Genomic DNA, 22,400 nt, shown 5'->3' with positions numbered 1-22,400 from the left:
TTCATTCTCCTTATCCTCTTCAATATAAAGGGGCGTAGCTCCCCTTTTTAACGCTTGAAATTCTTGGACTTCGTGTCCCAGAACACGGCCGCCACTACAATGACGCCCTCCATGACGTCCTGGTAGAGCGGCGGGATGCCCAGAAAGGCAAAGCCGTTTGACATTGTGCCCATGATAATGGCGCCGAGAAAGCCCCCGAACACCCCGCCGACGCCGCCCGACATGCTCGCGCCGCCGATGACTGCCGTGGCGACCGCCGTCAGGTCAAAGCCCTCGGCCACAGTCGGGTCGCCGAGGCAGGTGCGCGAGGAGAGAAGCAGCCCCACAAGCCCTGCAAGCGCCCCGCTGATAACGAAGGTCATGCACTTGACAAAGGCCACGTTGACGCCTGCGAGACGCGTTGCATCCGCATTTCCGCCGGCAGCATAGACCCACTTGCCAAAGACGGTGCAGCGCATGAGCACAACGCCGAACGCCACCACAATCATCAGAATCCAGAACAGATTCGGCAGCCCCAGAAGCTGGCCGCTTGCGATGTTCGCAAACGCCGCCGGATAGGTGCCCGAAATCTGGCGTCCGCCGCACAGCAGCATCGCAATGCCCCGCACCGAGATGCCGACGCCGAGGGTCAAAATGAAAGCCGGCACTTTGCCATAGGCGACGAACAGGCCGCAGACGAGCCCGCACAGCGCGCCCACGCCCATTGCCGCGAGCACCACCAGCGGCAGCGGCACACCCGCGCGCACCATCATGAAGCTCAGCACACAGCTCAGCGCTGCGGTCGAGCCCACCGAGAGGTTTGTGCCGCCGGCGATGATGACCATGACCATGCCCACGACCAGAATGCCGTTGAATGAGATCTGGCGCATGATGTTCATCATATTCTGCATACTCAGAAAGCGCGGCTCTATGGCGGTGAAGACCAGCGCCATGACCACGATGACAAGCGGCAGCGCACACCGCACCAGAATGTTTTTGAGCCGGCCGCCCCTCTTTGAGGGCGCCGCCGGGGAAAGGTCTGTCTTCAAAGCGTTCATCATTGTCTACTCCCAAATTCAAAGGCCGCTGGCCAGTTTCATAATTTCCTGCTGGGTGATGCGCTCTCCCGTCAGCTCGCCCGTGAGGCGGCCCGCGTGCAGCACAAGCACCCGGTCGCACATACCGATGATCTCAGGCATCTCGGAGGATACCATCAGCACGGCTTTCCCCTGCTGCGCAAAGCCGTTTATGATGCGGTAGATTTCGGCCTTTGCCCCGACGTCGACGCCGCGGGTCGGCTCGTCAAAAATCAGAATATCCGGCTGGGTGAGCTTCCACTTGGCGACCACAACTTTCTGCTGGTTGCCGCCGGAGAGGTTTGAAACGCTCTGGCCCACCTCGTGCACCTTGATGCGGAACTCCTCCACCATCTGCTGCACGGCGCCGCGTGAGCGCCGTCCGTCGAGAAAGCCCGCCCGGGCATACCGGCGCTGCACCACGCCGAGAATGTTGTCGGCCACCGAGCCCTGCAGATTGAGCCCCTCGCGCTTTCGGTCCTCCGAGATCAGCGCAATTCCCTTTGAAATCGCGTCGGCCGGGCGGCGCAAACGCACCGGCCTGCCGTCGAGCAGAATCTCGCCCGCGTCGGGGCGGGCCGCGCCGAAGAGCGCCATACAGATCTCCGTGCGCCCGGAGCCCATCAGGCCGGCAAGACCCACGATTTCGCCGCGGCGCAGTGTGAAGCTCACATTCCGGAACTCACCCGCGCGGGTGAGTTCCCTTACCTCGAGCAGAGGTGTCCCCACCTCATTTTTTGTGCGCGGGTAGAGCTCGGTGAGCTCCCGGCCGACCATGGCGTTGATGAGCTTCGGCTTCGGCAGGCTTTTTGTGTCGTCGGTGAGCACATGGCTCCCGTCGCGCAGCACCGTGATGCGGTCTGATATCTCATAGAGCTCCTCGAGCTTGTGCGAGATGTAGATGATGCCGACGCCCCGGCTCTTCAGCAGGCGGATCATGGAAAAGAGCTTTTCGACCTCCACATGGGTGATGGCTGAGGTCGGCTCATCGAGAATCAGAACACGCGAGTCGTAGGAGACGGCCTTTGCGATCTCGACCATCTGCGTCTCGGCCACGGAGAGCTCGCGCATGAGACGGCGCGGGTCGAGCGTGAGGCCCAGCTTCTCAAAGAGCTCGCGCGCCCGGCGAAGCTGATCGCCCTCGCGCACAAGGCCGAAGCGCTTTGACTCGCGGCCGAGAAAGAGATTGTCCGCAACGCTCATATCCAGAATGGGGCTGAGTTCCTGGTGAACTTTGGCGATGCCGTGGCGCAGAGCCTCGGCGGGCGAGCCGATTTTCACCGGCGTGCCGTCGAGTACGATCTCGCCGCCGTCGGGCCGGTATTCTCCCATGAGCAGCTTCATCAGCGTACTCTTGCCCGCTCCGTTTTCCCCGATGAGAGCGTGCACCTCGCCTGCCTCCAGCGTGAAGTCCACACTGTGCAGCACCTCGACACCGAAAAACGACTTCTTCATCCGGTTCAGAGTTAACAGTGACATGACACTCTCCTTGCTTTAGACAACTTTTGAAAAATCGGGGATCTCTATGACCTCGCCCCCACGCATTGCCGACAGATGCGCGCAGATGCCCGCGCCCGTGATCTGCGCCGCCTGTACGGCGTCGATGGCCGAATCGCGGTCCTCGCGGATGGCGTTTAAAAACTCGTCGACCACAAACGGGTGGGAGCCGCCGTGCCCCGCGCCCTGGATGAACGACGGCTGCGTCGGGTCGCTGATGTTGACGCGCCTTGCGTATTTGCGGATGGGTTCGGGCAGCAGATGGTCGGTCTCCGGCATGTGGATTTTATGCGCGTCGTCGATGTTCTCAAAGATCACATGGCCGTCGTCGAGAATCTGCTCCCACTCAAAGCTCATCCGGTCGCCGTAGACGTCAAAGGACTCCACCACCTGGCGCACCGTCTCGAAGAGGCAGCGCGTGGCCTCGACCACAACGTCGGTGTTCTCCATGACAAAGGTTGCGGTTTCCACGGCAAAGGGCGAGCCGTATTTTTCGGCCTTGTCGGCCGACAGGCGGCCCGAGCCATGACAGCTGACCGACTTCGCCCGTGTGCCGAGCAGAGTCAGCAGCGGCGAGAGCGCATGGGTTCCGTAGTAGAACGGCGGAAAGCCCCGCCAGTAGTCGCCCCAGCCCTCGAGGGCCATATTCTGCATATGGCCGCCGCGCAGAAACTGAAGCCGGCCGAACTCGCCCCTGCGAACCTTGTCCTGCACATAGAGAAACTCGCGGGTGTAGAGTGCGGTCTCCATCATCATGTAGACCTTGCCCGCGCGCTTTTTTGCGCGGACGATGTCCTCAAGCTCCGAAAGCGAGGTCGCCATGGGCACGGTACAGGCCGTATGCTTGCCCGCCTCAAGCGCTGCAAGAGTCTGGCGGTGGTGCTCCAGAATCGGGGTGACGATGTGAATGGCGTCAAGCTCCGTGTTTTTCACCATCTCATCATAGTCGGTATAGCGCAGCCGCTCGGGGATGGAAAATTTGTCTCCGATCTCTCTGAGCGTCTTCGGGTTGCGCGTGCAGATCGCGACTTCGCCGCAGAGCGGGTGACTCTGGTAAATCGGAATAAACTCGCCGCCGAAGCCGAGACCTGCGACGCCCACATTGATTTTCTTTTCCATCGTGCGTCCCTCCTAGTAGGCAATTTCCAATATGTCGAGCATGTCGTCGCGGGAGATCTTCTCCAGATTCCCCACCTTGTCGCCGGCAAAGGTCTTGCAGTTTTTGGCGATGGTGGCAAAGTCGCTCTTCTCAACGCCCAGGTCGCGCAGCCGGGTGGACAGGCCGAGGTCATGGTAGAAGCGCTCCAGGCGGGCAATTCCCTCGCGGGCGGTCTCCGCGGGATTCTCAAAGTTCATTTCTGCATCGAACACCCGCACTGCAAACTGCGCAAACTTGTCGATGTGTTTCGTATAGACATAGCGGCACCAGGCCAGAAAGAGCACAGCGATGCTCGCGCCGTGCGTGCAGTCGCAGACGGCGTTGACCTCATGGTCAATCTTGTGCGAGGCGAAATCGGGCGTACGGCCGGTCTGCAGAAAGTCGTTGTGCGCAACGGTCCCGCACCACATGAGCTCGGCCCGGGCATTGCAGTCGCCGGGGTCTCGCACGGCGCGCAGGCCGTTGTGGATGATGGTCTTCATCGTGGCCTCACACAGGCGGTCGGTGTACTCCACATTCTTCTCCGGCGCAAAGTAGCGCTCCAGCACATGAGAGAGCATATCAGACACTCCGCACGCCGTCTGAAGCGGCGAGAGCGACAGGGTGAGCTCGGGATTCAGAATCGTAAACTGCGGGCGCAGTTTCTGGTCGTTTACGTTGCGCTTGAGCCCGAGCGCCATGTTTTTGACCACCGTGCCGTTGCCCGCCTCGGTGCCCGAGGCGGGTATGGTGAGAATGTTGCCCGTCGGCAGCACCTCGCCGACCGTTCCCGTCTCGGCAAAGAGCTCCCACACGTCGCCCGGATATTTCACGCCCAGCGCGATGGCCTTGGCCGAGTCGATGACCGAGCCGCCGCCGACGGCAAGTATAAAGTCGATGTTTTTCTCCCGGCAGAGCTCGATGCCCCGGTACACCAGGTCGAGCCTCGGATTCGGTTCAACTCCGCCGAGCTCGGTCACATGGATGCCCTGCCCGGCAAGCGAAGCCATGACACGGTCGTAGAGACCGCTTCTCTTGATGCTCCCGCCGCCATAGTGCAGCAGGATGTTTTTTGAGAATCGGGCAGTCTCCTCCCCGACGCAGCGCTCGGCGCCGCGGCCAAAAACAATCTTGGTTGAGCACTGAAAGGTAAAATCATTCATATCCATTCCTCCATCGTCGCCTCAGTTTGACCGAATGCGTCCGCATTGATCTGTTTGTGCTCATAATAGCAAAAAATGAGCGCAGAAACAAGCCCGTTTCCCACAAAAAGATGCACAAATATGACCGTTTATTTTTGTAATATCGCATAATTGCCACTTTTTCGGCCTTATGCTATAATTCAGTCATAAACGGTAATTTGAATTTGACCGTTTCGGGCATTCCAGACAGGGTTAGGAGAACAGGATCATGATTAACACAGTAACGCTCAATCCTGCGGTCGACCGTATTCTCTATTTAAACAGGGTACAGAAAAACATCACCAACCGAACGCGCAGCGGCGTCAAAACCGTGGGCGGCAAAGGAACGCATGTGTCAATGAATCTCGCGATTCTGGGAATTCCGTCGCGCGCATTCGGCCTTGCCTATGGTGAGACCGGGCAGTATATTCTGCGCGAGCTCGAGGCCTGCGGCGTTGAGACGCGCTTTGTCTACTCCCCTGACCGCGAGAGCCGCACAAACACCCTGCTGATCGAAGACGATCACACCTGCACCACCATAGCCGAACGGGGTGTCACACCCACGGACAGTGAGATCGCGGCTCTTGTCAGCGAGCTTCGCAATGCCGTTGCTGACGGCGACAGCCTCGTGCTCTCGGGTGACGCCTCCAATTTTCCCGACCCCACCATTTATAACCGGATCTGCCGGGAGCTTCGCGGGCGCCGGCTGCGGGTCTTCCTCGACGCAAGCGGCGAGACGCTGCGCGAGGGGCTGCGGGAGTCTCCCTACCTCATCAAGCCGAATCTTGATGAGCTCAGCGCCCTCTGCGGCCGGTCACTCGAGTCGGACGGCGACGTGCTGAGCGCCATCGAGGATCTCGCGCCTTACCGCATCGAGGTGGTGGCCGTCTCCCTCGGGGCCCGCGGCGCCATTGTCAAGACGCCCGAGGGCGTCTTTCGGGCCCATCCGCCCGAGGTCGAAGTCTGCAACACCGTCGGCTGCGGGGACTGCTTTCTCAGCGGTCTTCTCTATGGCCTCGAGAGCCGGCTGACAAGCGCCCAGGCGCTCGCTTTTGCAACGGCCGTCTCATCCGCCACCGCCGCGAGCCCCCTCTCGGTCGGATTTGACCGCGGCTACGCCGAGCGTCTTCTGCCTCTGTGCCGTGTGGAGCGGCTGGCCTGAATCATAATGAAAAAGGAGTCTTTACCATGAGCAATCTTTCCTATTACGAAATGCGCGTGGAGATGTGCCGCATCGCAAAGCAGATGTGGGACCGGCGGCTGACCAACGCCGCAGGAGGCAACTTTGCCGTGCGCGTCGACGAAAACCGCATCCTCATCACACCGAGCCTCATGAGCGAGCGGCTGCACTGCGAGATGCAGCCCTCCGATCTGCTTCTGATCGACTATGAGCAGAACATCCTCGAGGGCACCGCCAAGCTCTCGCGCGAGGGCGAGATGCACGTCGACATTCTCAAAAATTTCAAAAACATCGGCGCTACCATTCACGCCCACCCCTTCTGGTGCATGCCCTATGTCAGCCAGGCGCGCCCCATACCCAATGTGACCGAGGCCACCATGGGGCGCGGCAGCGTGGGCTGCATCCCCTACACCAAAGCCTACACGCCCCAGCTCGCCGAAAACGTCTACCGCTACTTTGAAGAGCACCGCGAGCTCGCCGAGCGCAAGCCCATCGGCGTCATACTGCCGCTGCATGGGGTTGTCGTTTCGGGACCCGATCTGTGGCTTGCGTACAGCATGCTCGAGCGCATCGAGTGCGACGCGTTCTGCGGCATTGCCCACGACATCGTCGCGCAGGTGCCGCCCGACTCCGTTCTTGGCTAAAAATTACCATAATTTGACTCGGCAGATGAAATTTGATACGATAAAAGAAAACTTTTGGGAAGACGGTCGCCATGTACAACATTGAACGCAAAGAAGAAATCATCAATCTACTTGAACGCGACGGAGAGGTCGACGTCAACACCCTCGCGGGCGCCTTCGGCATCTCACGCGAGACGGTCCGGCGCGACCTGCGCGAGCTTGAGCAGGACGGGATTCTCACCCGCACGCACGGCGGCGCGGTCTACAACCGCGAACGGCGCGACGAGCAGAACGAATACCCCGTGGCGATTCGCGGCATCCAGCGCTACAGCGAGAAAAATGAGATCTGCAAGTATGCCGCCGCTCTCATCGAGGAGGGCGACACCATCTTTGTGGACAACAGCTCCACCACCATGTACCTTGTGCGCTATATCCCACGCGAGCTGCACATCACGGTGGTGACAAATTCCCTGAAGCTGCTGCTCGAGGCCGCGGCTCTCCAAAATCCCAACATCCATTTCATCTGCTTCGGCGGCTCTTTCAAAGAGAGCAATCTATCCTTTTACGGAAACACCACGCTCAAAAACGCGGAGGCCTATTACCCGAACAAGGCGTTTCTGAGCTGCGCGGGCATCCGTGAGGACGGTCTTGTCACCGACGCCAGCATGCAGGAAGTGGACACCAAGCGGCTGATGCTCGACCACTGCCGCAAGAGCTATTTTTTGGTGGATTACACCAAGTTCACCTCCGCCGGGCAGGTCTTTCTGACCCGCCTGTCTCACGGCGACACGGTCATCACCGACCAGCGGGTGGATCAGCGCAGTCTCGATTTCGTCGCCGCGCTCGGCGCGGAAGTCAAGGTCGTGTAACAGCGTCTCCCCATTGGGAGGAACAGATGAATTATCTGGCTTTTGATCTCGGCGCCAGCAGCGGCAAGCTGTTTCTGGGCGGGGTGGACGGCGGCCGGCTCCGGCTGCGCGAGGTCCACCGCTTTGAAAACGGCCCGGTCGCGCTGGCGCGTCATCTCTACTGGGACTTTTTTGCAATCCACCGCAATCTATGCGAGGGCATCCGCATCGCCTGCGCCGAAGCCGGCGGCCCGATCGCGTCACTTGGCATAGACTCCTTCTCAAACGATTTCTGTCTGATCGGCCGGGATGGGGCTCTTCTCACTCCCATGCGCTGTTACCGTGACGACCGCACGGCCCGCGCGCGGGAGGCCATCTTTCAAAAGTGCCCGCCGCGGCGGCTCTATACGCTCTCCGGCAACCAGGTGGCCCTCTTCAACACCGCCATGCAGCTCGCCGCCATGCGCGAGGAAAACGACCGTTCGCTCGACAGCGGCGCAACTCTTCTTCTGCTGCCCGATCTGCTGTGCGCTCTGCTCACGGGAGACGTATCGGGCGAGTACACCATCAGCTCCGTGACGCAGCTCTTTGACTTCGCGGCCGATACCTGGCACGCGGAGCTGCTCAAGGCCTTCGGCATCCCGGCGGAGCTTCTGCCGCCCGTCTGTCACCCCGGCTCGCCGCGCGGCGTCATCCGACCCGAGACGGGGCTTCCCGCAATTCCCGTGGTGACGGTCTGCGAGCACGACACGGCAAGCGCCTTTCTCGCGGCGCCGCTTACCGGCGATGCCGCCATCATCAGCAGCGGCACCTGGTCCCTTGTCGGAACCGAGACGCCGGCCCCGGTCATCACGGAGTACGGCTTTGCCCACAACGTCGCAAACGAGGGCGGGCTGCCCGGTCACCATCGGCTGCTGCGAAACGTCATGGGCAGCTGGCTTCTGCAGGAGCTGCGCGCCGAATACGCCGGCGAGGGAGTCACTCTCTCCTTCGGCGGGCTCGCAGAGCTTGGAGCAGCCGAACCCCCGTTTTCCTTTCTCATTGATGTGGACGACGAGTGCTTCTTCTCTCCGGGTGATGTGCGCCGCAAAATCCGCAGCAGAGGCCGGGGGGCCGTGCCGCCCGAGCGGCCGGGACAGTTCGTGCGCTGCATCTGTGAGAGCCTCGCGCTCAAATACCGCTACAGCATCGAAGTTCTCGAGGAGCTCTGCGGACGGCCGCTTCGGGAAATACACATTGTCGGCGGCGGTTCAAAGGACTCTTTTCTCTGTCAGCTCACAGCAGACGCCTGCGGCCGCAGCGTCCACGCCGGACCGGCCGACGCGTCTGCCGTCGGGAATCTTCTGGTTCAGCTGATGGCGGCGGGCGAGCTGGAAAGCGTGGAGGCCGGGCGCGCACTCATACGCGCATCCTTCCCCATACAGACCTTCGCGCCCCGCCGCGGCGAGTGGGACGCGGTGTACAGGTGCTACTGCGAACACTTTCATCTGAAATAGGGATGCGGGGCTCGGGGCCATATCCCGGGCCCCGTCCTGCCCGTTTGCCGCAGCGCAGGCGGCAGCCGGGTACGGCAGCTCCACCGGCAGAGCTGCCGTACGGTTTGAGTAACTTTTTTCAAAAATGTAGGATTTCAAACATATTGGACAGTGAACTCAATAGGAGAAAGCCAGTTAAGCGGCCTCATGGGAAGGTTGTTGGAACGTCGGTTGTGAACAGGGAGCTGTTTGGCAAAGTTGTTGAGGGAATAGAAGTTGCGGCAGGAATAAAAACGCTTCTGGCCCTCCCTGTGGCTGCGCTCTGCTTTGCCGTTGTGGCGGGGCATGTAGGGGCGGATGAGCTTGTGCCGGATGCCCAACTGCATGGCTGCGGTTTCAAAGAGAGTAGACAGATCCCGTTTGCTGTTGGAAAAACGGTTGGTGAACTCAAAGCCATTGTCGGCCTGAACGCATTCTCCCCGGATGCCCCTGCGGGCGTACCACTTGAACAGCTTTCTGAGGAAATCAGCAGAGGAGTAGGTGGACTGCTCCGGGTAAGCAGCCAGAAAGCGCAGGCGGGTGAACTCATCAATGGCAGTGTACTGGTAAAGCCGCAGCTCAGGGTCTGCAATGCAGCGCAGGGGGACGACTTTCACATCCACTTGGACTCTCTGACCGGGATAGGTCATCTGCTCGTAGGGTTTGGGCCGATTTTATTCAACTGTCCAATATATATTGTACTCCTATACAAGCACCCCGGGACAAAGTCCCGGGGTGCTTGTATGTGTCGTCCTGCGGTGATATACTGTCGGTGATCTTTCCACGGGAGGTTTTCTATGTACTACCATCTCTCCAATGGCAAAATACTGCGGCTGTCAGTTGACGATCCTCTTCCCCGCAGCGGTCTCATCGGCGTTCTCACGCCGGCACAGGCCCATGATAGCTGCCCTTTCTTTGAGCTGTCTGAGAGTTCTGTTGAGCATGCGATGCATGTGCGTACGGCGGGGCTCGAGAGTCACGAGCATCTTGACATCCTCTTCGTGCCCCGCTTTCACAACAGCACACAGACTCAGGACAGTCTGCTGCGCATTTTTCTCAGCGAACGAACACTCCTCTTTGTTGTGCAGAATACTCAGCAGATTACCCAGATTATTGATCGGATTGCCACTGATGGCGAACCGGACATCAGCTTTTCCAAACTACTGTGCGATTACTTTGAAACACAGGCCGAGGTGCATTACGACTATCTCAGCCACATTGAGGAGGGCATCGCTGCTCTCGAGGAAACTGTAACAAGCGGTCGCGAGCGGAAAAGTTATTTGAATGCCATTGCCGTACTTCGCCAGAAGCAGCTCGCACTCAAACGTTATTTTGAACAACTTCTCGACCTGTTCGCCGGCATTGAGGCCAACGAAAACGACCTGTTTACCGAGCGGTCGCTTCAACGCTTCCATCTTCTCGCCGGTAAAACTGACCGGCTCTACCACAGTGTACTCAATCTGCGCGACTACATCACCCAACTGCGTGAAGCCTATCAGGCACAGGCCGACCTGAGTCTCAATGCCATTATGAAATTATTCACAGTCATCACTGCGATTTTTCTGCCATTGACACTGCTCGTTGGCTGGTATGGCATGAACTTTCAGATGCCTGAGTACAGCTACCGCTACGCCTACCCTGTGTTCATTGCAGTAAGCCTTGCCATCATCGGCGGGCTGGTCTTTTACTTTAAAAAACACCGATGGTTTTGAGGAAACTTTTTTCAAAAAGGCCTTGCAATTTAACCGGCGTTTTTGTATAATAGACAAGCACTCCATGTTACGGACAATTAGCTCAGCTGGTAGAGCACCCGCTTGACGTGCGGGTGGTCACAGGTTCGAGTCCTGTATTGTCCACCAGAAAAAGCCCGTCTCATTTTTTCAAATGAGACGGGCTTTTTTTCGCGTCCGGCTCCGGCCGGACGACCAGGGAGCTTTTGACATTTCAACGGCACAGCTCTGACAGACTCTGCACTGCAGGGTCTGTTTCTTTTTTTGTGCTTTGGTTTCTTTCGGAAAACGAATGAGGAGGATTCGGCCGCTTTGAAAAGCGAGTGCTCTGTTTTATCTCTCCCATTTTAGTCCTTTTCCTTTCTTTTACTTTCTTTTATCGGCAATTTAAACCAAATATTTCTGAAAAAGTAAATTTATTGAATTTACATTTTCTCCAAAAAGGTCGTGGTTTTTTTGATAGATCGTACAAAGCCTGGCTGGGATATCTGTTTCCCAGCGCGATCTCTTTCGTTAAATTGTCCAGATGTAGCAATCAAAAATTGTCATTACTATATAAATTTTTCCTCAAAAGGCACTTGTAACCGGGCGAAAACAATAAGAAAGCCCGTTTGCATCAATATCCGGCAGCAATCATAATCATTACCAACGGAAAGCACTTCCGTACAAATTTGATTCAGGAGGCTTGGGAAAAGATGAAGAGAAAAATAGCGCTGCTTCTGGCAATTGTAATGCTTGTCGGCCTGCTCGCTGCCTGCGGAGGCGACAAGGAACCTGTCAACCCTGACGACGGACCCGGATCCGGCACCACAACCTCCAAATATGTCATCGCCAACACGCCGAAGTGCATCGGCATTGAGTGGTGGGACCGCATGCAGGTCGGCAACAAAAAGTTTATGGATGCGACCGGGCATGAGGTGTATCAGGCCGGTCCCGCCGGCAACGACGACACCGCCGTTCAGATTGCCACCATCGAGGACTGCATCTCCTCCGGCGTCGACATCATCAACGTAATCCCCTCCGATCCGGACGCCTGTGAGACCACGCTGGCCAAGGCCCGTGAAGCGGGCATCGTGGTCATCTCCCACGAGGCCGAAAACATGAAAAATGTCGACTATGACATCGAGGCCTTCGTCAACGAGGAGTACGGCGCTCACATGATGGATCTTCTCGCCGAGCAGATGGGCGAAGAGGGCGGCTACTGCCTGATGATGGGCTCCTTCACCATGACCTCCCACCAGCAGTGGGTCGCCGGCGCCGTCAAGCGCCAGGAGGAGGCCTATCCGAACATGTACCAGGTCTGTGATCCCGTCGAGTCCGCCGCGGGCGGCGGCTCAGGCGAGGGGTCGTATGTCATCGCCAAGGAGGTCATCGCCGCCTATCCCGAGGTCAAGGGCTTCATCGGCTGCGACATGGTTGATCCTCCCGGCATCGCGATGGCCGTCGAGGAGGCTGGAAAGGCCGGCAAGATCGCCGTCACCGGAACCTGCCTGCTCTCCGTGTGCAAGCAGTATCTCGAGAACGGAACCATCAAGGTGTTCACCGCCTGGGATCCCGCGATCGCCGGCGAAGCCATGTGTGCGCTGGGCGTCATGGTCAAAGAGGGCGCCGAGATTGCCGACGGCGTCGATCTGGGCGTTCCCGGCTTTGAGGATTGCACGCTGAAGGGCAACATTCTCTACGGCTCCGCCTGGTTCGACTGCACGCTGGAGAACATGGACGACTACAACTTCTAGCTTCACTCCGGCACAACCCGGCAACAGAGTGACAGGCGGGGAATGCGCTTTGTCGCATTCCCCGCTTTTCTCTGAGAAATCTTTCAGGGACGGTGGATGATTTGAAGAATATTGTAACGATCAAAAACATGTATAAGTCCTTCTTCGGCGTCGTTGCGATGGACGGAATGAACTTTTCCATCGACGAGGGGGAGGTTCGCTGCCTGGTCGGCGAAAACGGCTGCGGGAAATCCACCATGATCAAGGTCATCTCCGGCGTGTATCCATTCGACGAGGGCACACTCAGCATCAACGGAAAAGAGTACCGCCACATCACCCCTGCCGGCTCGATCGCCGAGGGCATTCAGGTCATTTATCAGGACTTTTCGCTCTTTGACAACATGACCATCGCGGAGAACATCATGATGTACTCCACGGTCGCGTCCAAAAAAGTGCTCATCGACCGCAGGGCAATCCGCCGCAGAGCGCTCGAGGTGCTCGAGCGAATCCACATCACCATGGACCCCGACGAGTATGTGTCCGGTCTGAACGTCGCGCAGAAGCAGATGGTCGCCATCTGCCGCGCTCTCGCGCAGGACTGCAATCTGCTCGTCATGGACGAGCCGACGACGGCTCTCACGACCAAAGAGGTTGAGTCGCTCTTTGAAATCGTCAAACAGCTCAAGGCGCAGGGCGTGGCCGTTGTGTTTGTCAGCCACAAACTCGAGGAGGTGCTGGAGATCTGCGACAGCATCACCATCATGCGCAACGGCAAAAACGTCTACGACGGCAAGACCACCGACAAAAAGCTCAGCAAGGAAGAGGTCATCTACTACATGACCGGCAAACAGTTCAGCAGTGCCGTCTACGACTTCAGCGCCACCTCGCAGACGCCGCTGATCGAGGTAAAAAACTACACGCTCGGCGGCGCGTTTGAGGACATCAACTTCTCGCTTCTGCCCGGTGAAATTGTCGGCATCACCGGGCTTCTCGGCTGCGGGCGCAGCGAGCTTGCAGAGTCTCTGTTCGGGCTCAGGCCCGCCGACAGCGGCACCGTTCTCATCAACGGCACCGACGTCGGCATCTTCAAAAGAGTCGAAGACGCTCTGAAACACGAGATCGCCTATGTGCCGGAAGACCGCCTCTCAGAGGGGCTCCACCTGGAGCAGAGCATTGCGGACAACTCGGTCTCGCGCGTGATCGGCTCGTTTGCCAACCGGCTCGGACTGCTCAACCGAAAGGCGCTTTCCGCCCAGGTGAAAAAGGGTCTCTCCTCCATGACGGTGAGCGGAATGCGTCCCGGCAACCCGGTCAAGTCCCTCTCCGGCGGCAACCAGCAGAAGATCGTTTTGATCAAGTGGCTGGCCTCCAACCCGAAAATTCTGATTCTCAACTGTCCCACCGTCGGCGTCGACGTCGGCGCCAAAAGCGACATCCACGAGATCGTGCGCGGCCTTGCCCGCGAACAGGGAATCGGCGTCGTCGTCATCTCGGACGACATCTACGAGATCATGCAGCTTTGCAATCGCGTGCTTGTCATGCGAAACGGCAGAATCGCCTATCAGACCGATATTGGCGACACCACGCTCGAGTATCTGGAAGCGAGCCTTGCGGCAGATGAGGAGGGACTGGCATGAACCGGCTATGGAAAAAGATCAGAGGCGCCAATGAGAGCAAGCTTCTGGCGCTGCTTGTCGTCACCACGCTGTTTTTCTCGATTCTGAACCCCGACATTCTGACGCTTGCAAACTTCTACGCACTGGTGCGCACCGCCTCGGTCGACGCCATTTTTGCGCTGGCGATCATGGTCGTCATCTGCTCGGGGGCGTTCGATATGTCCTACGCCATGGTGGGCGCGTTCGGCTCCTACATCATGATGCTGCTGTGCACGCTCAACGGCTGGAATCTGCCGGCGGTCTTCATCTTCCTCGGCGCCATTGTGATCTGCGTGTCGCTGGAGATGTTCAACTGGGCGCTGATTGCCAAGCTGGAGCTGCAGCCCTATATCGCGACGCTCGGCACACAGATGATTCTCAAGGGCGCCATGCTGGCCTTTATCAGCACCAAGTTCATCTACACGCTGCCGGCGAGCATCTCCAAGCTGAGCACGACCTACCTGCACACAGCCGCCTACGGCAGCGGCGTGGAATCCCAGCTGCACATCACGCTGATCTTTGTTGTGGCGCTGTATGTGATCATGCACGTTGTCATGACTTACACCAACTTCGGCCGGCAGGTCTATGCGGTCGGCGCCGACCCTGCCGCCGCTTCCCGCGCCGGCATCCGGGTTGCCCGCGTGCGGCTGCTGGTCTTTGTGATCGCCGGCATTCTCTGCGGGCTCGGCGGCGTGCTCCACGACGTGGTGGCGCGCTGCAGCTACCCGGTCCCCTCCGATCTTGTCGGGCAGGAGCTGACCTCCATCGCGGCGGTGATCCTGGGAACGGCAAACTCGGCAAAGGCCCGCGGCAGCGTGCTCGGCACGCTGCTCGGCGTTCTGCTGCTGGAGTATATCTCGGGAAACATGATTCTGATCGGAGTGCCCTCCTTCTACATCCAGCTGGCATCCGGTGTGCTGATGTTCGTGGGCCTTGTCATTCAGATGTCGAACCGCGAGCGCCGCAGGCACTCTCTCAAAAAGGAGGCTGTACCACATGAAGCATAAGCTGCATTTCAAGGCAGACAGAGACTTTGTCCGCATGCTGATTGTCACCATCATCATCTTTGCCGCGATGACGGCGATGCGCCCCAATCTGTTTTTGAAAACGGCCAATTTCGTCTCCATGGGCTACCAGCTGCCCGAGCTTGGGCTGTATTCGCTCGCCTTCATGGTCGTTCTCATCACCGGGCAGTTCAATCTCTCGATTGTCGCCACCGGCAACCTCTGCTGCATCACGGGTATGATGGTCATGCACCAGGCCGTTGAAAAGAATCTGACCGGCGGCGCGGCCTGGGGCTACATCTTCCTGGGCTGTCTTGCCGCCATTGCCGTGGGTCTCGTCTGCGGGTGGATCAACGGCTTTGTGGTCACCTACTTCAACGTCCCCGCCATGCTCGTGACCATGTCCACCACCGCGATCTTCACGGGCATTGCCATCATCATCACACAGGGCAAGGCCATGGCGGGCGTGCCCGACGAGCTGGTCTACTTCGGCAATCACACCCTGCTCGGCATCCCCTACGCCCTGTGGCTGCTGATCGCCGTGTTTGCGCTGACGGCGGTTCTCATCAACCGCACCTCGTTTGGCTTCAAGCTGAAATTTGTCGGCTCGAATCTTAAGGCCAGCCACTACACCGGCATCAACATCAACAAAATCCGCATTCGCGCCTATGTTTACAGCGGGTTGATTTCCGCTCTGTGCGCCATTGAGATTCTCGCGCACACAAACGCAGCCAAGGCGGACTACGCCGAGAGCTACGTCGGTCAGGCCATCCTCTGCTCGGTTCTCGGGGCGACCAGCCCGAACGGCGGCTACGTCCGCATGGCCTGCATGGCCCTGTCCATGCTCTCGCTGCAATTTCTCTCAAGCGGCTTCACCATGCTGCGCCTGGGCGGCTATTTCAAGGAATTCGCATGGGGCATTCTCCTCATCGCCGTTTTGAGCTTCAACTTCATCAGCCAGGAGCTGCGGCGCAGAAAGAGCATTCAGGCAGTCGCAAAGGCGCGCGTCGGCCAAAAGTCCTGAGGTGGCTCACATGTTTCGACAGGAACGTCAGGAAAGGATTTTGCAATACATCAACATTCACAAACGAGTCACAGTAAAAGAGCTGGCAAAGATCTTCAAGACCTCTGTGGTGACCATCCGCTCCGACATCACAGAGCTTGACAACAACGGGCTTGTCGTCAAGATGCACGGCGGCGCGATCGCCATTACCGACCGGTACAACCTCGAGATTCCGTCCAAAAACAAGGCGCGGCAGAACACCGCCGCCAAGCGTTCGATCGGCCAGCTGGCGGCGGGCCTTGTGGAGGAGAACGACATTGTCATCCTCGACTCCGGCTCGACTGCGCTCGAGGTGGCAAAGCACCTGCGCCACAAACGCATCACCGTTATCACGACGGATCTGCAGATCGGCGCCTTTCTGGCGTCGGTCAATCACGGCGACATCACGCTGATCATCACCGGTGGGACAGTCGAACCGAACACATACACGCAATGCGGCGTGGAGACGCTCAGTTTTCTCAGGCGCTTTCATGTCAACAAGCTGTTTCTCGGCTGCGATGCGCTCGACCCGATCAAGGGCATGTCCAACCGCACCCTGATCGAGGCCGAGATCAAACGGGCCATGATCGAGGCCGCAGAGCAGGTGATCGCCGTGGCCGACAGCACCAAGCACAACAGAGAGGTGTTTGTTCACGTCTGCGACACCGACGCCATCGACATACTGGTCACCGACAAAATAACAAAATCCAACTGCGAGGCGTTTGAGCGCATCGGCGTTCGTGTGATGACCTCAAACGGCGCAGAGCTCTCAGACAGAGGGGGTACGAACATATGCTGGAAAGAATAGGCGGATTTGTGGAGACCCTTGTGCTTGCGCCCGGTCTCTGCGGCTTTGAAATGCCGGTCTGCGAAATCATGAAGCGGGAGTTTGCCGCCTGCGGGCTGAAGCCTGAGGTCGACACCCTCGGCAACTGCATGGCGAAAATTGAGGGCACCGACCCCGGGGCTCCCGTCATCATGGTCTTCGCCCACATGGACAGTCTGGGTTTCTTCGTCAAGTATGTTGACCCGGACGGCTTTATCAAGCTGGAGCGGGCGGGCGGCATCCCCGAGAAAGTGCTGCCCATGACCGAGGTGTGCATCGGCACGTGCTCCGGCCGCTATCTCGACGGCGTGATCGCCTTCAAGTCGCACCACCAGACGCCGCCCGAAGAGAAGTACAAGGTCGACCGCTATCAGCAGCTGTATGTGGACATCGGCGCCTCGAGCCGGGAGGAGGTCTTCTCTCTCGGCATTGACGTCGGCAGTCCTGTCATCTACAAGCCCCGCCACACAAGGCTTGCGGGCAATCGCGTGCTCGCCACGTTTCTCGACGACCGCGGCGGCTGCGCCGCGCTGCTCGAGCTGGCCCACACTCTCACCGCCGAGCCGCGGCCGGCGACGGTGTGGCTTGTCGCCTCCGTGCTCGAGGAGTACAATCTGCGCGGCGCCATGCTCGCGGCGCGAAAAATCAAGCCCGACATGTCCATTGACATCGACGGCGGCGCGCCCTACGACACGCCCGATCTCGCCGGCGAGGGGCATCTGCGCCTGGGCGGCGGCCCCTATATGGACATCTACAACTTCCACGGCCGCGGAACCCTCAACGGCACCATCGCCCACCCGGCGATGGTGCGCCTGGCCGAGGCCGCCGGTGAAAAGACCGGAATCCGTATCCAGCGCCAGGCCTATGTCGGAGGGCTCACCGACTCGAGCTATGTCCAGTTTGAAAACGGCGGCATCATGTGCCTTGACATGGGCTTCTGCATCCGGTACTGCCACGGCCCCTGCGAGGTGTGCGACCTCGGGGACATCGAGCGGCTCACCGAGGTCATCAGGGCCATGACGAACCTCGTCGACCGCAGCTTCGACCGGTCCCGATAGGCATTCCGGCGGCGGGGCGCTCCCTCCAGGCGCCCCGGTGCGAAGAGGTCCCATGGCAGAGAGAACGGCGCGGCTTTGGCCGCGCCGTTCTCTTTTGTACTATTATAAGAGCTTTCTCTCATACCCAAACGCAATTCAGGAGGCTAGATGTCGTCATTTGCTGCTCAGAATCATATCTGCCTGCTCCGCTGTAATTTTCTCTTTGGCTACGGCCTCTATCACCCATTCCGGCGGCCACAGCCCGGCGTCGTAGTACCCCTGAATTTTATCGAACCACTCCATCAGATTCCCTCCATTTTCATCATCATATAGTCCACATCAGCCCGCAGCTTGTCCACCGGGTCAATCTCAATTTTTGGCTCAGGTAGAGATGCTTTCCAGGCCTGCCATGCCTCGATGTTCGGTGTCATCGCTGTCACGATGTCACCCTCAATTGTGAGATTTACGAAGCCGTTATAAGAATAAAAAATATCTGTGTCAAGGCCGTTTGGTACAAAGCTGTATCCTTGTGGGAGATTTCTTAAAGCCCAGTCTTGCATCGGCGGCCGACTACCTGATTTATTCGGTTCAATCTGAATAATCTTCATAGTCTGCTCCTTTCTGTTAATAGATAAACATGACATGATACATTTTCCCCAGTTCATTTAATTGGCAATATGCACTATTGCCGGAATGATACCAGGACAAGGTGTTTTCTCCCCACCTCACATTTATACCTGCCAGACTCTGGGACGAAGTGATCTGATAGCTCGATACATAATTTCCGTTATCAGACTGTGCCCGGGTTAATACATACCATGCTTGAGAAGCTGGGCTGGATATAACAGCTATTTCAGGGGCTCCCGTAAAGTTAATAACATTAGGATTATCAACACCAGTTGTGCCGGTTCCCATATAAGCAGTATGGTATACGCCACCTTGTATTTCTGTCGCTTTCATATTGTAAAGCAAGTTGCTGTATGCCGGTTCTTTGGTGAGACTTCTGGTGAATGTGTCCCCGAAGAAAAAGATACTGTTATCCCGTTTCATCGTAAATACCGGGCTATTATTTGGCATATTGTCAATAAGGAAATTACCACTGAACAGTGTAGCGGGGCTTCCATAAATAACTGTGCCTTTACCATGATTTGATAAATAGGCATATGTTCCATCATATGTTATTGCGTTGACGCTCAAATTGGTCCCTATGCCAATAGGCAGAGAATTTTCCGCTATAAGAAATTTCGCACCAGCCTCGGGTGAATATGTAAACCTTGCAAAATCGCCGGTATTTGTGCCTCTAAAATATAATTCACTTCCAACACTAACCATGTCAATCATGGATAGATTATAGCTTGTACCATAGTCATTGAAATCGGAAGTTGAGAAAGATATTTTCGTGAAACTGTTATCTTCTCCTGTTAAACTCCAATATACCGCGCCGCGGGCATAACATACCAATACATCATCTGTGGCTCCAACATAATATCTGCTATTGCTGCCGCCGATGTTTGAATAGGCAATACTCCGGACAAAAGAAAAATCAGAATCCAATACTAATACTTTGTATCTACTGTATTCTGGAGTGCCAAGGTAATAGTACCCTTTGAAATAGCAAATACTGTTGATATATGGCTTATCACCACTCGGAATGCCTGTGATTTGTCTTGCTTGCCATGTGACGCCGTCATCGTCGCTGATAAACAGATTTGGTGTGCTTGATACAATAATCCATCTCGTACTATCGTGATACAGGCAGTGGCATCGTATACCGGAAGCCGCTAAACCGGCGCTTATAAATGAAATATACTCGGGTTCTCCAGTTGGCGGTATCCTCATGATACCTTTCGCAGTAATGTCCAGCATTGTGCTTCCTTTACCAGAGCACGGCATTATACAGGTTTTTCCATGGCTCATAATTCTTGTTGCTGAATAATAAGCCGAATCGCTATTATAGGGGTCTGAAACTGAGAAAGCACGACTACCAATAGCGGTTATACCAGTATCTGTACAAATGTTAAGTAAATTCTGATCAGTATAATTGATATAAGCCTCACTTGAGGTCATAACCTTTGACGGTATTGCCGCTCCACTCAATTTCCCTAGCACATCATCCGGCACTGCGTCGGTTCCGAGACCATACAGTGCTGCCGTCTCATCTTTGAGCAGTGTCGCCTTGTTCAGCGGCGTCCCTAGTTCCGTAGGCTGGTCTGCACGCTCAAGATCATATGTATTTGCTTCCCCATCAACCGGCGTCAGCTTCACCCGTCCGGGATAGGTCGGAACTCTGTTTTTCATCTCTTACACCTCTTCACTGTAAATCTCGCCGCTGTAATGCCAGACGGCGGTCATGTTATCAATCAATGTCTCAAGGTCTGCCAGTATTTTTTCAATATCATTCGCCTCTGTAAAGGTCAGCTTCTCCATGTCCTGCGGCACCTGGGGCGTGGTGGGCAATACCGCCAACACTCCTCGAAGTGTTCTGATGTCGCTTAAATAATTTTCTAAATCATTTGAAAGCGGTATGTCGCCGGTCTGCCAATCCACTTTTGGAGACACCGGGGCAAGATACCCGACTTGCTCAAGCCGGCCTGCAATATAGGCAACTGCCTCACCAACGCGATTTAAGTCGGCGGCGTTATAGGCGCCTTTTAACCCGGCTAAATACGCCTCCCGTTCGCTCGCGGTCATATTTTCCCATCCAAGCGCTTGCAGGCGCTCGACAAGGTCAACATCCGCTAAGGTTCGGTCTGTAACGAAAGTCCACTCGCTCATTGCTCTTCCTCCTGCTGCGGGGTGTCCGCTGCTGCATCAGTTGTCACGCGGCCCTCGTATTTGCCACGAAAAGCGCCGTTATAGGTGTATTGAATCTCCGTGATGATGACGGCACTGTTTGAAAAACTGTTCTCCACCGTCACAGTGTCTAGCTCATCCAATCGCGGATCGGCCCGGAACTGACCGCTCATGGTCTTGCGGCCTTTGAGACAATTCTTCACCCACTGTGCAACACGGTTTGCCGTGGCGGCATCCTGAATGAGCGGGTTGTCGATGGTCTGAATCTCACCAGACGGGCTATTCTGTACAACGGCAAGACCACTGTTGACGCTGACGGCTTTCAGCTCTTTGGAGAGCTGGTACTCCGAGCGCTTGTAGCTGTTGTCCTGGTTGATCAGATAATCTCTGATCCCGTTTGCAAGCGGCTCAATGCGCAGAATGCCGTCGCGATCCTGCCGCATGACGCAGCAGGCGGCGTTCGCGCAGAGCTGAACCACTTCGGCTATGGACTTATTGGGGTCCTCCGCCAGGTCCACGGCGATCTCCCTGAGGCTGTCGTCGATTGCATAGCGGCAGCTGCCATCCTCCATCTGCGGAAGCTGCGCCTGCTCGAGTGCACGCTGTGCGATCTCATAGAGCGTGCCGCTGTAGCCGCCGGTATAGATTTCGCTCATGAACTCCGTCAGCCCCTTGGCGGTGAATGTCGCGGTGATTCCGTTTTGCGGCGTATTCCACTCGCTGATGAAAAAGGTCCCCGCGCGGATCCACTCCACCCCGTCGCCGAGCTTATAGCCGTAGCGCACGCGAATTTCCTGCCTCTCCATGAGAAACCTCGAGAAGCCCTGCGGATCGTCCGGATTGAATTCTCCGTTTACATTGCTGATTTTAAAAACGGCCGTATTTTCCGGCAGCTTTGCGCACAGCGGATCGGCCGAACCCACATACTCATATCCCATGAGCTGATCCTTGGTGTAGATCTTCTGAAAACCGATCATCACCTCGCTGAGCTTTGCCCGGCACAGCGGCCGGCTCCACTCATAGATCGCGATCTCCATGCGGTCATACCCCTGAATGTCGACAGACACAAGGCTTGTCAGCTCGCTGTTGTCATCGATCCGCTTCTGCGCAACAACGCTCTCCCCCTGATACGCCGTCACCTCAAACGATCTTGCATACTCCCCGTAGGCGCGCGACCATGTGATGGTCACACCGGGAATCAGCGGCTGATGCACCTCGGTAAAGGAGAGTGTCACAACCGGGACGGGATCGAACCGACAGTCGTCGCCGCAGAGCACCGCGCTCAAAAAGCCGGTGTCCCCATAGGGAGGGCCCGCCGGCACAAGCCGGCGGCCTCCGTTTAAAATCCATGAGTTCTGTTCGAGCAGCGCGTAGGCGGGCTCATTTTTTTCGCCCTGTGTGGTAATCTGCGCGGTGTCGGCAATCGCCGCGGCGCCGTTGTCAGCTGCGCTGGCATCCTCCTGCACCCCGGGATCGGTCACTTTGTACTCGATTTCCACAAAGGACTCCGAGACAAGCGGCAAACTCTGGTTGTCCACCCAGGCCTGTGTTGTGTTTTGCAT

The 22,400-nt window shown here is 57.2% G+C and carries 21 protein-coding genes and 1 tRNA gene; 12 read left to right on the top strand and 10 right to left on the bottom strand.

The window, feature by feature from the left end:
• Nucleotides 1–47: 47 nt before the first annotated feature.
• The 4 genes from H8695_RS09450 to H8695_RS09435 are packed head-to-tail and all read right to left on the bottom strand — an operon-like array spanning nucleotide 48 to nucleotide 4,853.
• Complete coding sequence (locus H8695_RS09450) at nucleotides 48–1,037, bottom strand: ABC transporter permease (protein WP_249300961.1); 990 nt, start codon at nucleotides 1,035–1,037, stop codon at nucleotides 48–50.
• A gap of 18 nt (nucleotides 1,038–1,055) precedes the next feature.
• The gene (locus H8695_RS09445) at nucleotides 1,056–2,534 is read right to left on the bottom strand and encodes a sugar ABC transporter ATP-binding protein (protein WP_249300959.1); all 1,479 of its coding nucleotides are present in this window, start codon (nucleotides 2,532–2,534) and stop codon (nucleotides 1,056–1,058) included.
• A 15-nt stretch (nucleotides 2,535–2,549) separates the two neighbouring features.
• Complete coding sequence (locus tag H8695_RS09440; RefSeq protein ID WP_249300957.1) at nucleotides 2,550–3,671, bottom strand: Gfo/Idh/MocA family protein; 1,122 nt, start codon at nucleotides 3,669–3,671, stop codon at nucleotides 2,550–2,552.
• Nucleotides 3,672–3,683: 12 nt separating this feature from the next.
• Nucleotides 3,684–4,853, bottom strand: a complete 1,170-nt coding sequence (locus H8695_RS09435) for an iron-containing alcohol dehydrogenase (RefSeq protein WP_249300955.1) — start codon at nucleotides 4,851–4,853, stop codon at nucleotides 3,684–3,686.
• Between the two features lie 247 nt (nucleotides 4,854–5,100).
• On the opposite strand from H8695_RS09435, the gene H8695_RS09430 reads away from it, so the two are divergent.
• The 4 genes from H8695_RS09430 to H8695_RS09415 all read left to right on the top strand — a co-directional run bounded on the left by H8695_RS09430 (nucleotide 5,101) and on the right by H8695_RS09415 (nucleotide 9,018).
• Nucleotides 5,101–6,033: a 1-phosphofructokinase family hexose kinase gene (locus tag H8695_RS09430; protein WP_249300953.1), complete on the top strand. Its 933-nt coding sequence runs from the start codon at nucleotides 5,101–5,103 to the stop codon at nucleotides 6,031–6,033.
• Nucleotides 6,034–6,059: 26 nt separating this feature from the next.
• Nucleotides 6,060–6,695 (top strand): class II aldolase/adducin family protein, encoded by a 636-nt coding sequence (locus tag H8695_RS09425; protein ID WP_249300951.1) that lies wholly within the window; start codon nucleotides 6,060–6,062, stop codon nucleotides 6,693–6,695.
• Between the two features lie 71 nt (nucleotides 6,696–6,766).
• Nucleotides 6,767–7,543, top strand: coding sequence for a DeoR/GlpR family DNA-binding transcription regulator (locus H8695_RS09420; RefSeq protein ID WP_249300949.1), 777 nt, complete (start codon nucleotides 6,767–6,769; stop codon nucleotides 7,541–7,543).
• A 26-nt stretch (nucleotides 7,544–7,569) separates the two neighbouring features.
• Complete coding sequence (locus H8695_RS09415) at nucleotides 7,570–9,018, top strand: rhamnulokinase (RefSeq protein ID WP_249300947.1); 1,449 nt, start codon at nucleotides 7,570–7,572, stop codon at nucleotides 9,016–9,018.
• A 134-nt stretch (nucleotides 9,019–9,152) separates the two neighbouring features.
• Here the strand turns inward: H8695_RS09415 and H8695_RS09410 are convergent, their stop codons facing one another.
• Nucleotides 9,153–9,686: a DDE-type integrase/transposase/recombinase gene (locus H8695_RS09410; RefSeq protein ID WP_249300945.1), complete on the bottom strand. Its 534-nt coding sequence runs from the start codon at nucleotides 9,684–9,686 to the stop codon at nucleotides 9,153–9,155.
• A 147-nt stretch (nucleotides 9,687–9,833) separates the two neighbouring features.
• On the opposite strand from H8695_RS09410, the gene H8695_RS09405 reads away from it, so the two are divergent.
• From H8695_RS09405 to H8695_RS09370, 8 genes are all read left to right on the top strand, one after another.
• Entirely contained in the window at nucleotides 9,834–10,748 is a 915-nt protein-coding gene (locus H8695_RS09405; RefSeq protein ID WP_249300943.1) for a magnesium transporter CorA family protein, read from the top strand.
• Between the two features lie 71 nt (nucleotides 10,749–10,819).
• A tRNA-Val gene (locus H8695_RS09400) sits at nucleotides 10,820–10,895 on the top strand.
• A 566-nt stretch (nucleotides 10,896–11,461) separates the two neighbouring features.
• Nucleotides 11,462–12,502, top strand: coding sequence for an autoinducer 2 ABC transporter substrate-binding protein (locus tag H8695_RS09395; RefSeq protein ID WP_249300941.1), 1,041 nt, complete (start codon nucleotides 11,462–11,464; stop codon nucleotides 12,500–12,502).
• A gap of 128 nt (nucleotides 12,503–12,630) precedes the next feature.
• Entirely contained in the window at nucleotides 12,631–14,118 is a 1,488-nt protein-coding gene (locus tag H8695_RS09390) for a sugar ABC transporter ATP-binding protein (RefSeq protein WP_249300939.1), read from the top strand.
• Nucleotides 14,115–15,143, top strand: a complete 1,029-nt coding sequence (locus tag H8695_RS09385) for an ABC transporter permease (protein WP_249300937.1) — start codon at nucleotides 14,115–14,117, stop codon at nucleotides 15,141–15,143. Before H8695_RS09390 ends, H8695_RS09385 begins: the two co-directional genes overlap by 4 nt.
• Complete coding sequence (locus tag H8695_RS09380) at nucleotides 15,133–16,164, top strand: ABC transporter permease (protein ID WP_249300935.1); 1,032 nt, start codon at nucleotides 15,133–15,135, stop codon at nucleotides 16,162–16,164. The genes H8695_RS09385 and H8695_RS09380 overlap by 11 nt, the downstream gene beginning before the upstream one ends.
• Before the next feature lie 10 nt (nucleotides 16,165–16,174).
• Complete coding sequence (locus tag H8695_RS09375; protein WP_249300933.1) at nucleotides 16,175–16,990, top strand: DeoR/GlpR family DNA-binding transcription regulator; 816 nt, start codon at nucleotides 16,175–16,177, stop codon at nucleotides 16,988–16,990.
• Entirely contained in the window at nucleotides 16,975–18,066 is a 1,092-nt protein-coding gene (locus tag H8695_RS09370) for a M42 family metallopeptidase (RefSeq protein ID WP_249300931.1), read from the top strand. Before H8695_RS09375 ends, H8695_RS09370 begins: the two co-directional genes overlap by 16 nt.
• Nucleotides 18,067–18,219: 153 nt before the next feature.
• On the opposite strand, the gene H8695_RS09365 is transcribed toward H8695_RS09370, so the two are convergent.
• Genes H8695_RS09365 through H8695_RS09345 form a run of 5 tightly spaced genes read right to left on the bottom strand, consistent with a single transcriptional unit; the run spans nucleotide 18,220 to nucleotide 22,400 of the window.
• On the bottom strand, nucleotides 18,220–18,348 hold the full coding sequence (locus tag H8695_RS09365) for an XkdX family protein (protein ID WP_249300929.1): 129 nt from the start codon (nucleotides 18,346–18,348) through the stop codon (nucleotides 18,220–18,222).
• Entirely contained in the window at nucleotides 18,348–18,653 is a 306-nt protein-coding gene (locus H8695_RS09360) for a hypothetical protein (protein WP_249300927.1), read from the bottom strand. Before H8695_RS09360 ends, H8695_RS09365 begins: the two co-directional genes overlap by 1 nt.
• Nucleotides 18,654–18,669: 16 nt before the next feature.
• Nucleotides 18,670–20,343 (bottom strand): hypothetical protein, encoded by a 1,674-nt coding sequence (locus H8695_RS09355; RefSeq protein ID WP_249300925.1) that lies wholly within the window; start codon nucleotides 20,341–20,343, stop codon nucleotides 18,670–18,672.
• A 3-nt stretch (nucleotides 20,344–20,346) separates the two neighbouring features.
• The gene (locus H8695_RS09350; protein ID WP_249300923.1) at nucleotides 20,347–20,820 is read right to left on the bottom strand and encodes a hypothetical protein; all 474 of its coding nucleotides are present in this window, start codon (nucleotides 20,818–20,820) and stop codon (nucleotides 20,347–20,349) included.
• A complete protein-coding gene (locus H8695_RS09345; RefSeq protein ID WP_249300921.1) occupies nucleotides 20,817–22,400 on the bottom strand; it encodes a hypothetical protein in 1,584 nt (527 codons plus the stop codon). Before H8695_RS09345 ends, H8695_RS09350 begins: the two co-directional genes overlap by 4 nt.

Source organism: Feifania hominis (genome assembly GCF_014384765.1).
Lineage (GTDB): Bacteria > Bacillota > Clostridia > Oscillospirales > Feifaniaceae > Feifania > Feifania hominis.
This window is presented reverse-complemented; position numbering and strand designations above follow the sequence as displayed.

Excerpts from the sequence above, each read along its gene's own strand:
- H8695_RS09350 (WP_249300923.1), bottom strand. The coding sequence starts at position 20,820 with ATGAGCGAGTGGACTTTCGTTACAGACCGAACCTTAGCGGATGTTGAC.
- H8695_RS09380 (WP_249300935.1), top strand. The coding sequence starts at position 15,133 with ATGAAGCATAAGCTGCATTTCAAGGCAGACAGAGACTTTGTCCGCATG.
- H8695_RS09430 (WP_249300953.1), top strand. The coding sequence starts at position 5,101 with ATGATTAACACAGTAACGCTCAATCCTGCGGTCGACCGTATTCTCTAT.
- H8695_RS09410 (WP_249300945.1), bottom strand. The coding sequence starts at position 9,686 with ATGACCTATCCCGGTCAGAGAGTCCAAGTGGATGTGAAAGTCGTCCCC.
- H8695_RS09355 (WP_249300925.1), bottom strand. The coding sequence starts at position 20,343 with ATGAAAAACAGAGTTCCGACCTATCCCGGACGGGTGAAGCTGACGCCG.
- H8695_RS09385 (WP_249300937.1), top strand. The coding sequence starts at position 14,115 with ATGAACCGGCTATGGAAAAAGATCAGAGGCGCCAATGAGAGCAAGCTT.
- H8695_RS09395 (WP_249300941.1), top strand. The coding sequence starts at position 11,462 with ATGAAGAGAAAAATAGCGCTGCTTCTGGCAATTGTAATGCTTGTCGGC.
- H8695_RS09445 (WP_249300959.1), bottom strand. The coding sequence starts at position 2,534 with ATGTCACTGTTAACTCTGAACCGGATGAAGAAGTCGTTTTTCGGTGTC.
- H8695_RS09390 (WP_249300939.1), top strand. The coding sequence starts at position 12,631 with ATGTATAAGTCCTTCTTCGGCGTCGTTGCGATGGACGGAATGAACTTT.
- H8695_RS09450 (WP_249300961.1), bottom strand. The coding sequence starts at position 1,037 with ATGAACGCTTTGAAGACAGACCTTTCCCCGGCGGCGCCCTCAAAGAGG.
- H8695_RS09360 (WP_249300927.1), bottom strand. The coding sequence starts at position 18,653 with ATGAAGATTATTCAGATTGAACCGAATAAATCAGGTAGTCGGCCGCCG.
- H8695_RS09415 (WP_249300947.1), top strand. The coding sequence starts at position 7,570 with ATGAATTATCTGGCTTTTGATCTCGGCGCCAGCAGCGGCAAGCTGTTT.
- H8695_RS09345 (WP_249300921.1), bottom strand. The coding sequence starts at position 22,400 with ATGCAAAACACAACACAGGCCTGGGTGGACAACCAGAGTTTGCCGCTT.
- H8695_RS09420 (WP_249300949.1), top strand. The coding sequence starts at position 6,767 with ATGTACAACATTGAACGCAAAGAAGAAATCATCAATCTACTTGAACGC.
- H8695_RS09435 (WP_249300955.1), bottom strand. The coding sequence starts at position 4,853 with ATGAATGATTTTACCTTTCAGTGCTCAACCAAGATTGTTTTTGGCCGC.
- H8695_RS09440 (WP_249300957.1), bottom strand. The coding sequence starts at position 3,671 with ATGGAAAAGAAAATCAATGTGGGCGTCGCAGGTCTCGGCTTCGGCGGC.
- H8695_RS09370 (WP_249300931.1), top strand. The coding sequence starts at position 16,975 with ATGCTGGAAAGAATAGGCGGATTTGTGGAGACCCTTGTGCTTGCGCCC.
- H8695_RS09425 (WP_249300951.1), top strand. The coding sequence starts at position 6,060 with ATGAGCAATCTTTCCTATTACGAAATGCGCGTGGAGATGTGCCGCATC.
- H8695_RS09405 (WP_249300943.1), top strand. The coding sequence starts at position 9,834 with ATGTACTACCATCTCTCCAATGGCAAAATACTGCGGCTGTCAGTTGAC.
- H8695_RS09375 (WP_249300933.1), top strand. The coding sequence starts at position 16,175 with ATGTTTCGACAGGAACGTCAGGAAAGGATTTTGCAATACATCAACATT.
- H8695_RS09365 (WP_249300929.1), bottom strand. The coding sequence starts at position 18,348 with ATGGAGTGGTTCGATAAAATTCAGGGGTACTACGACGCCGGGCTGTGG.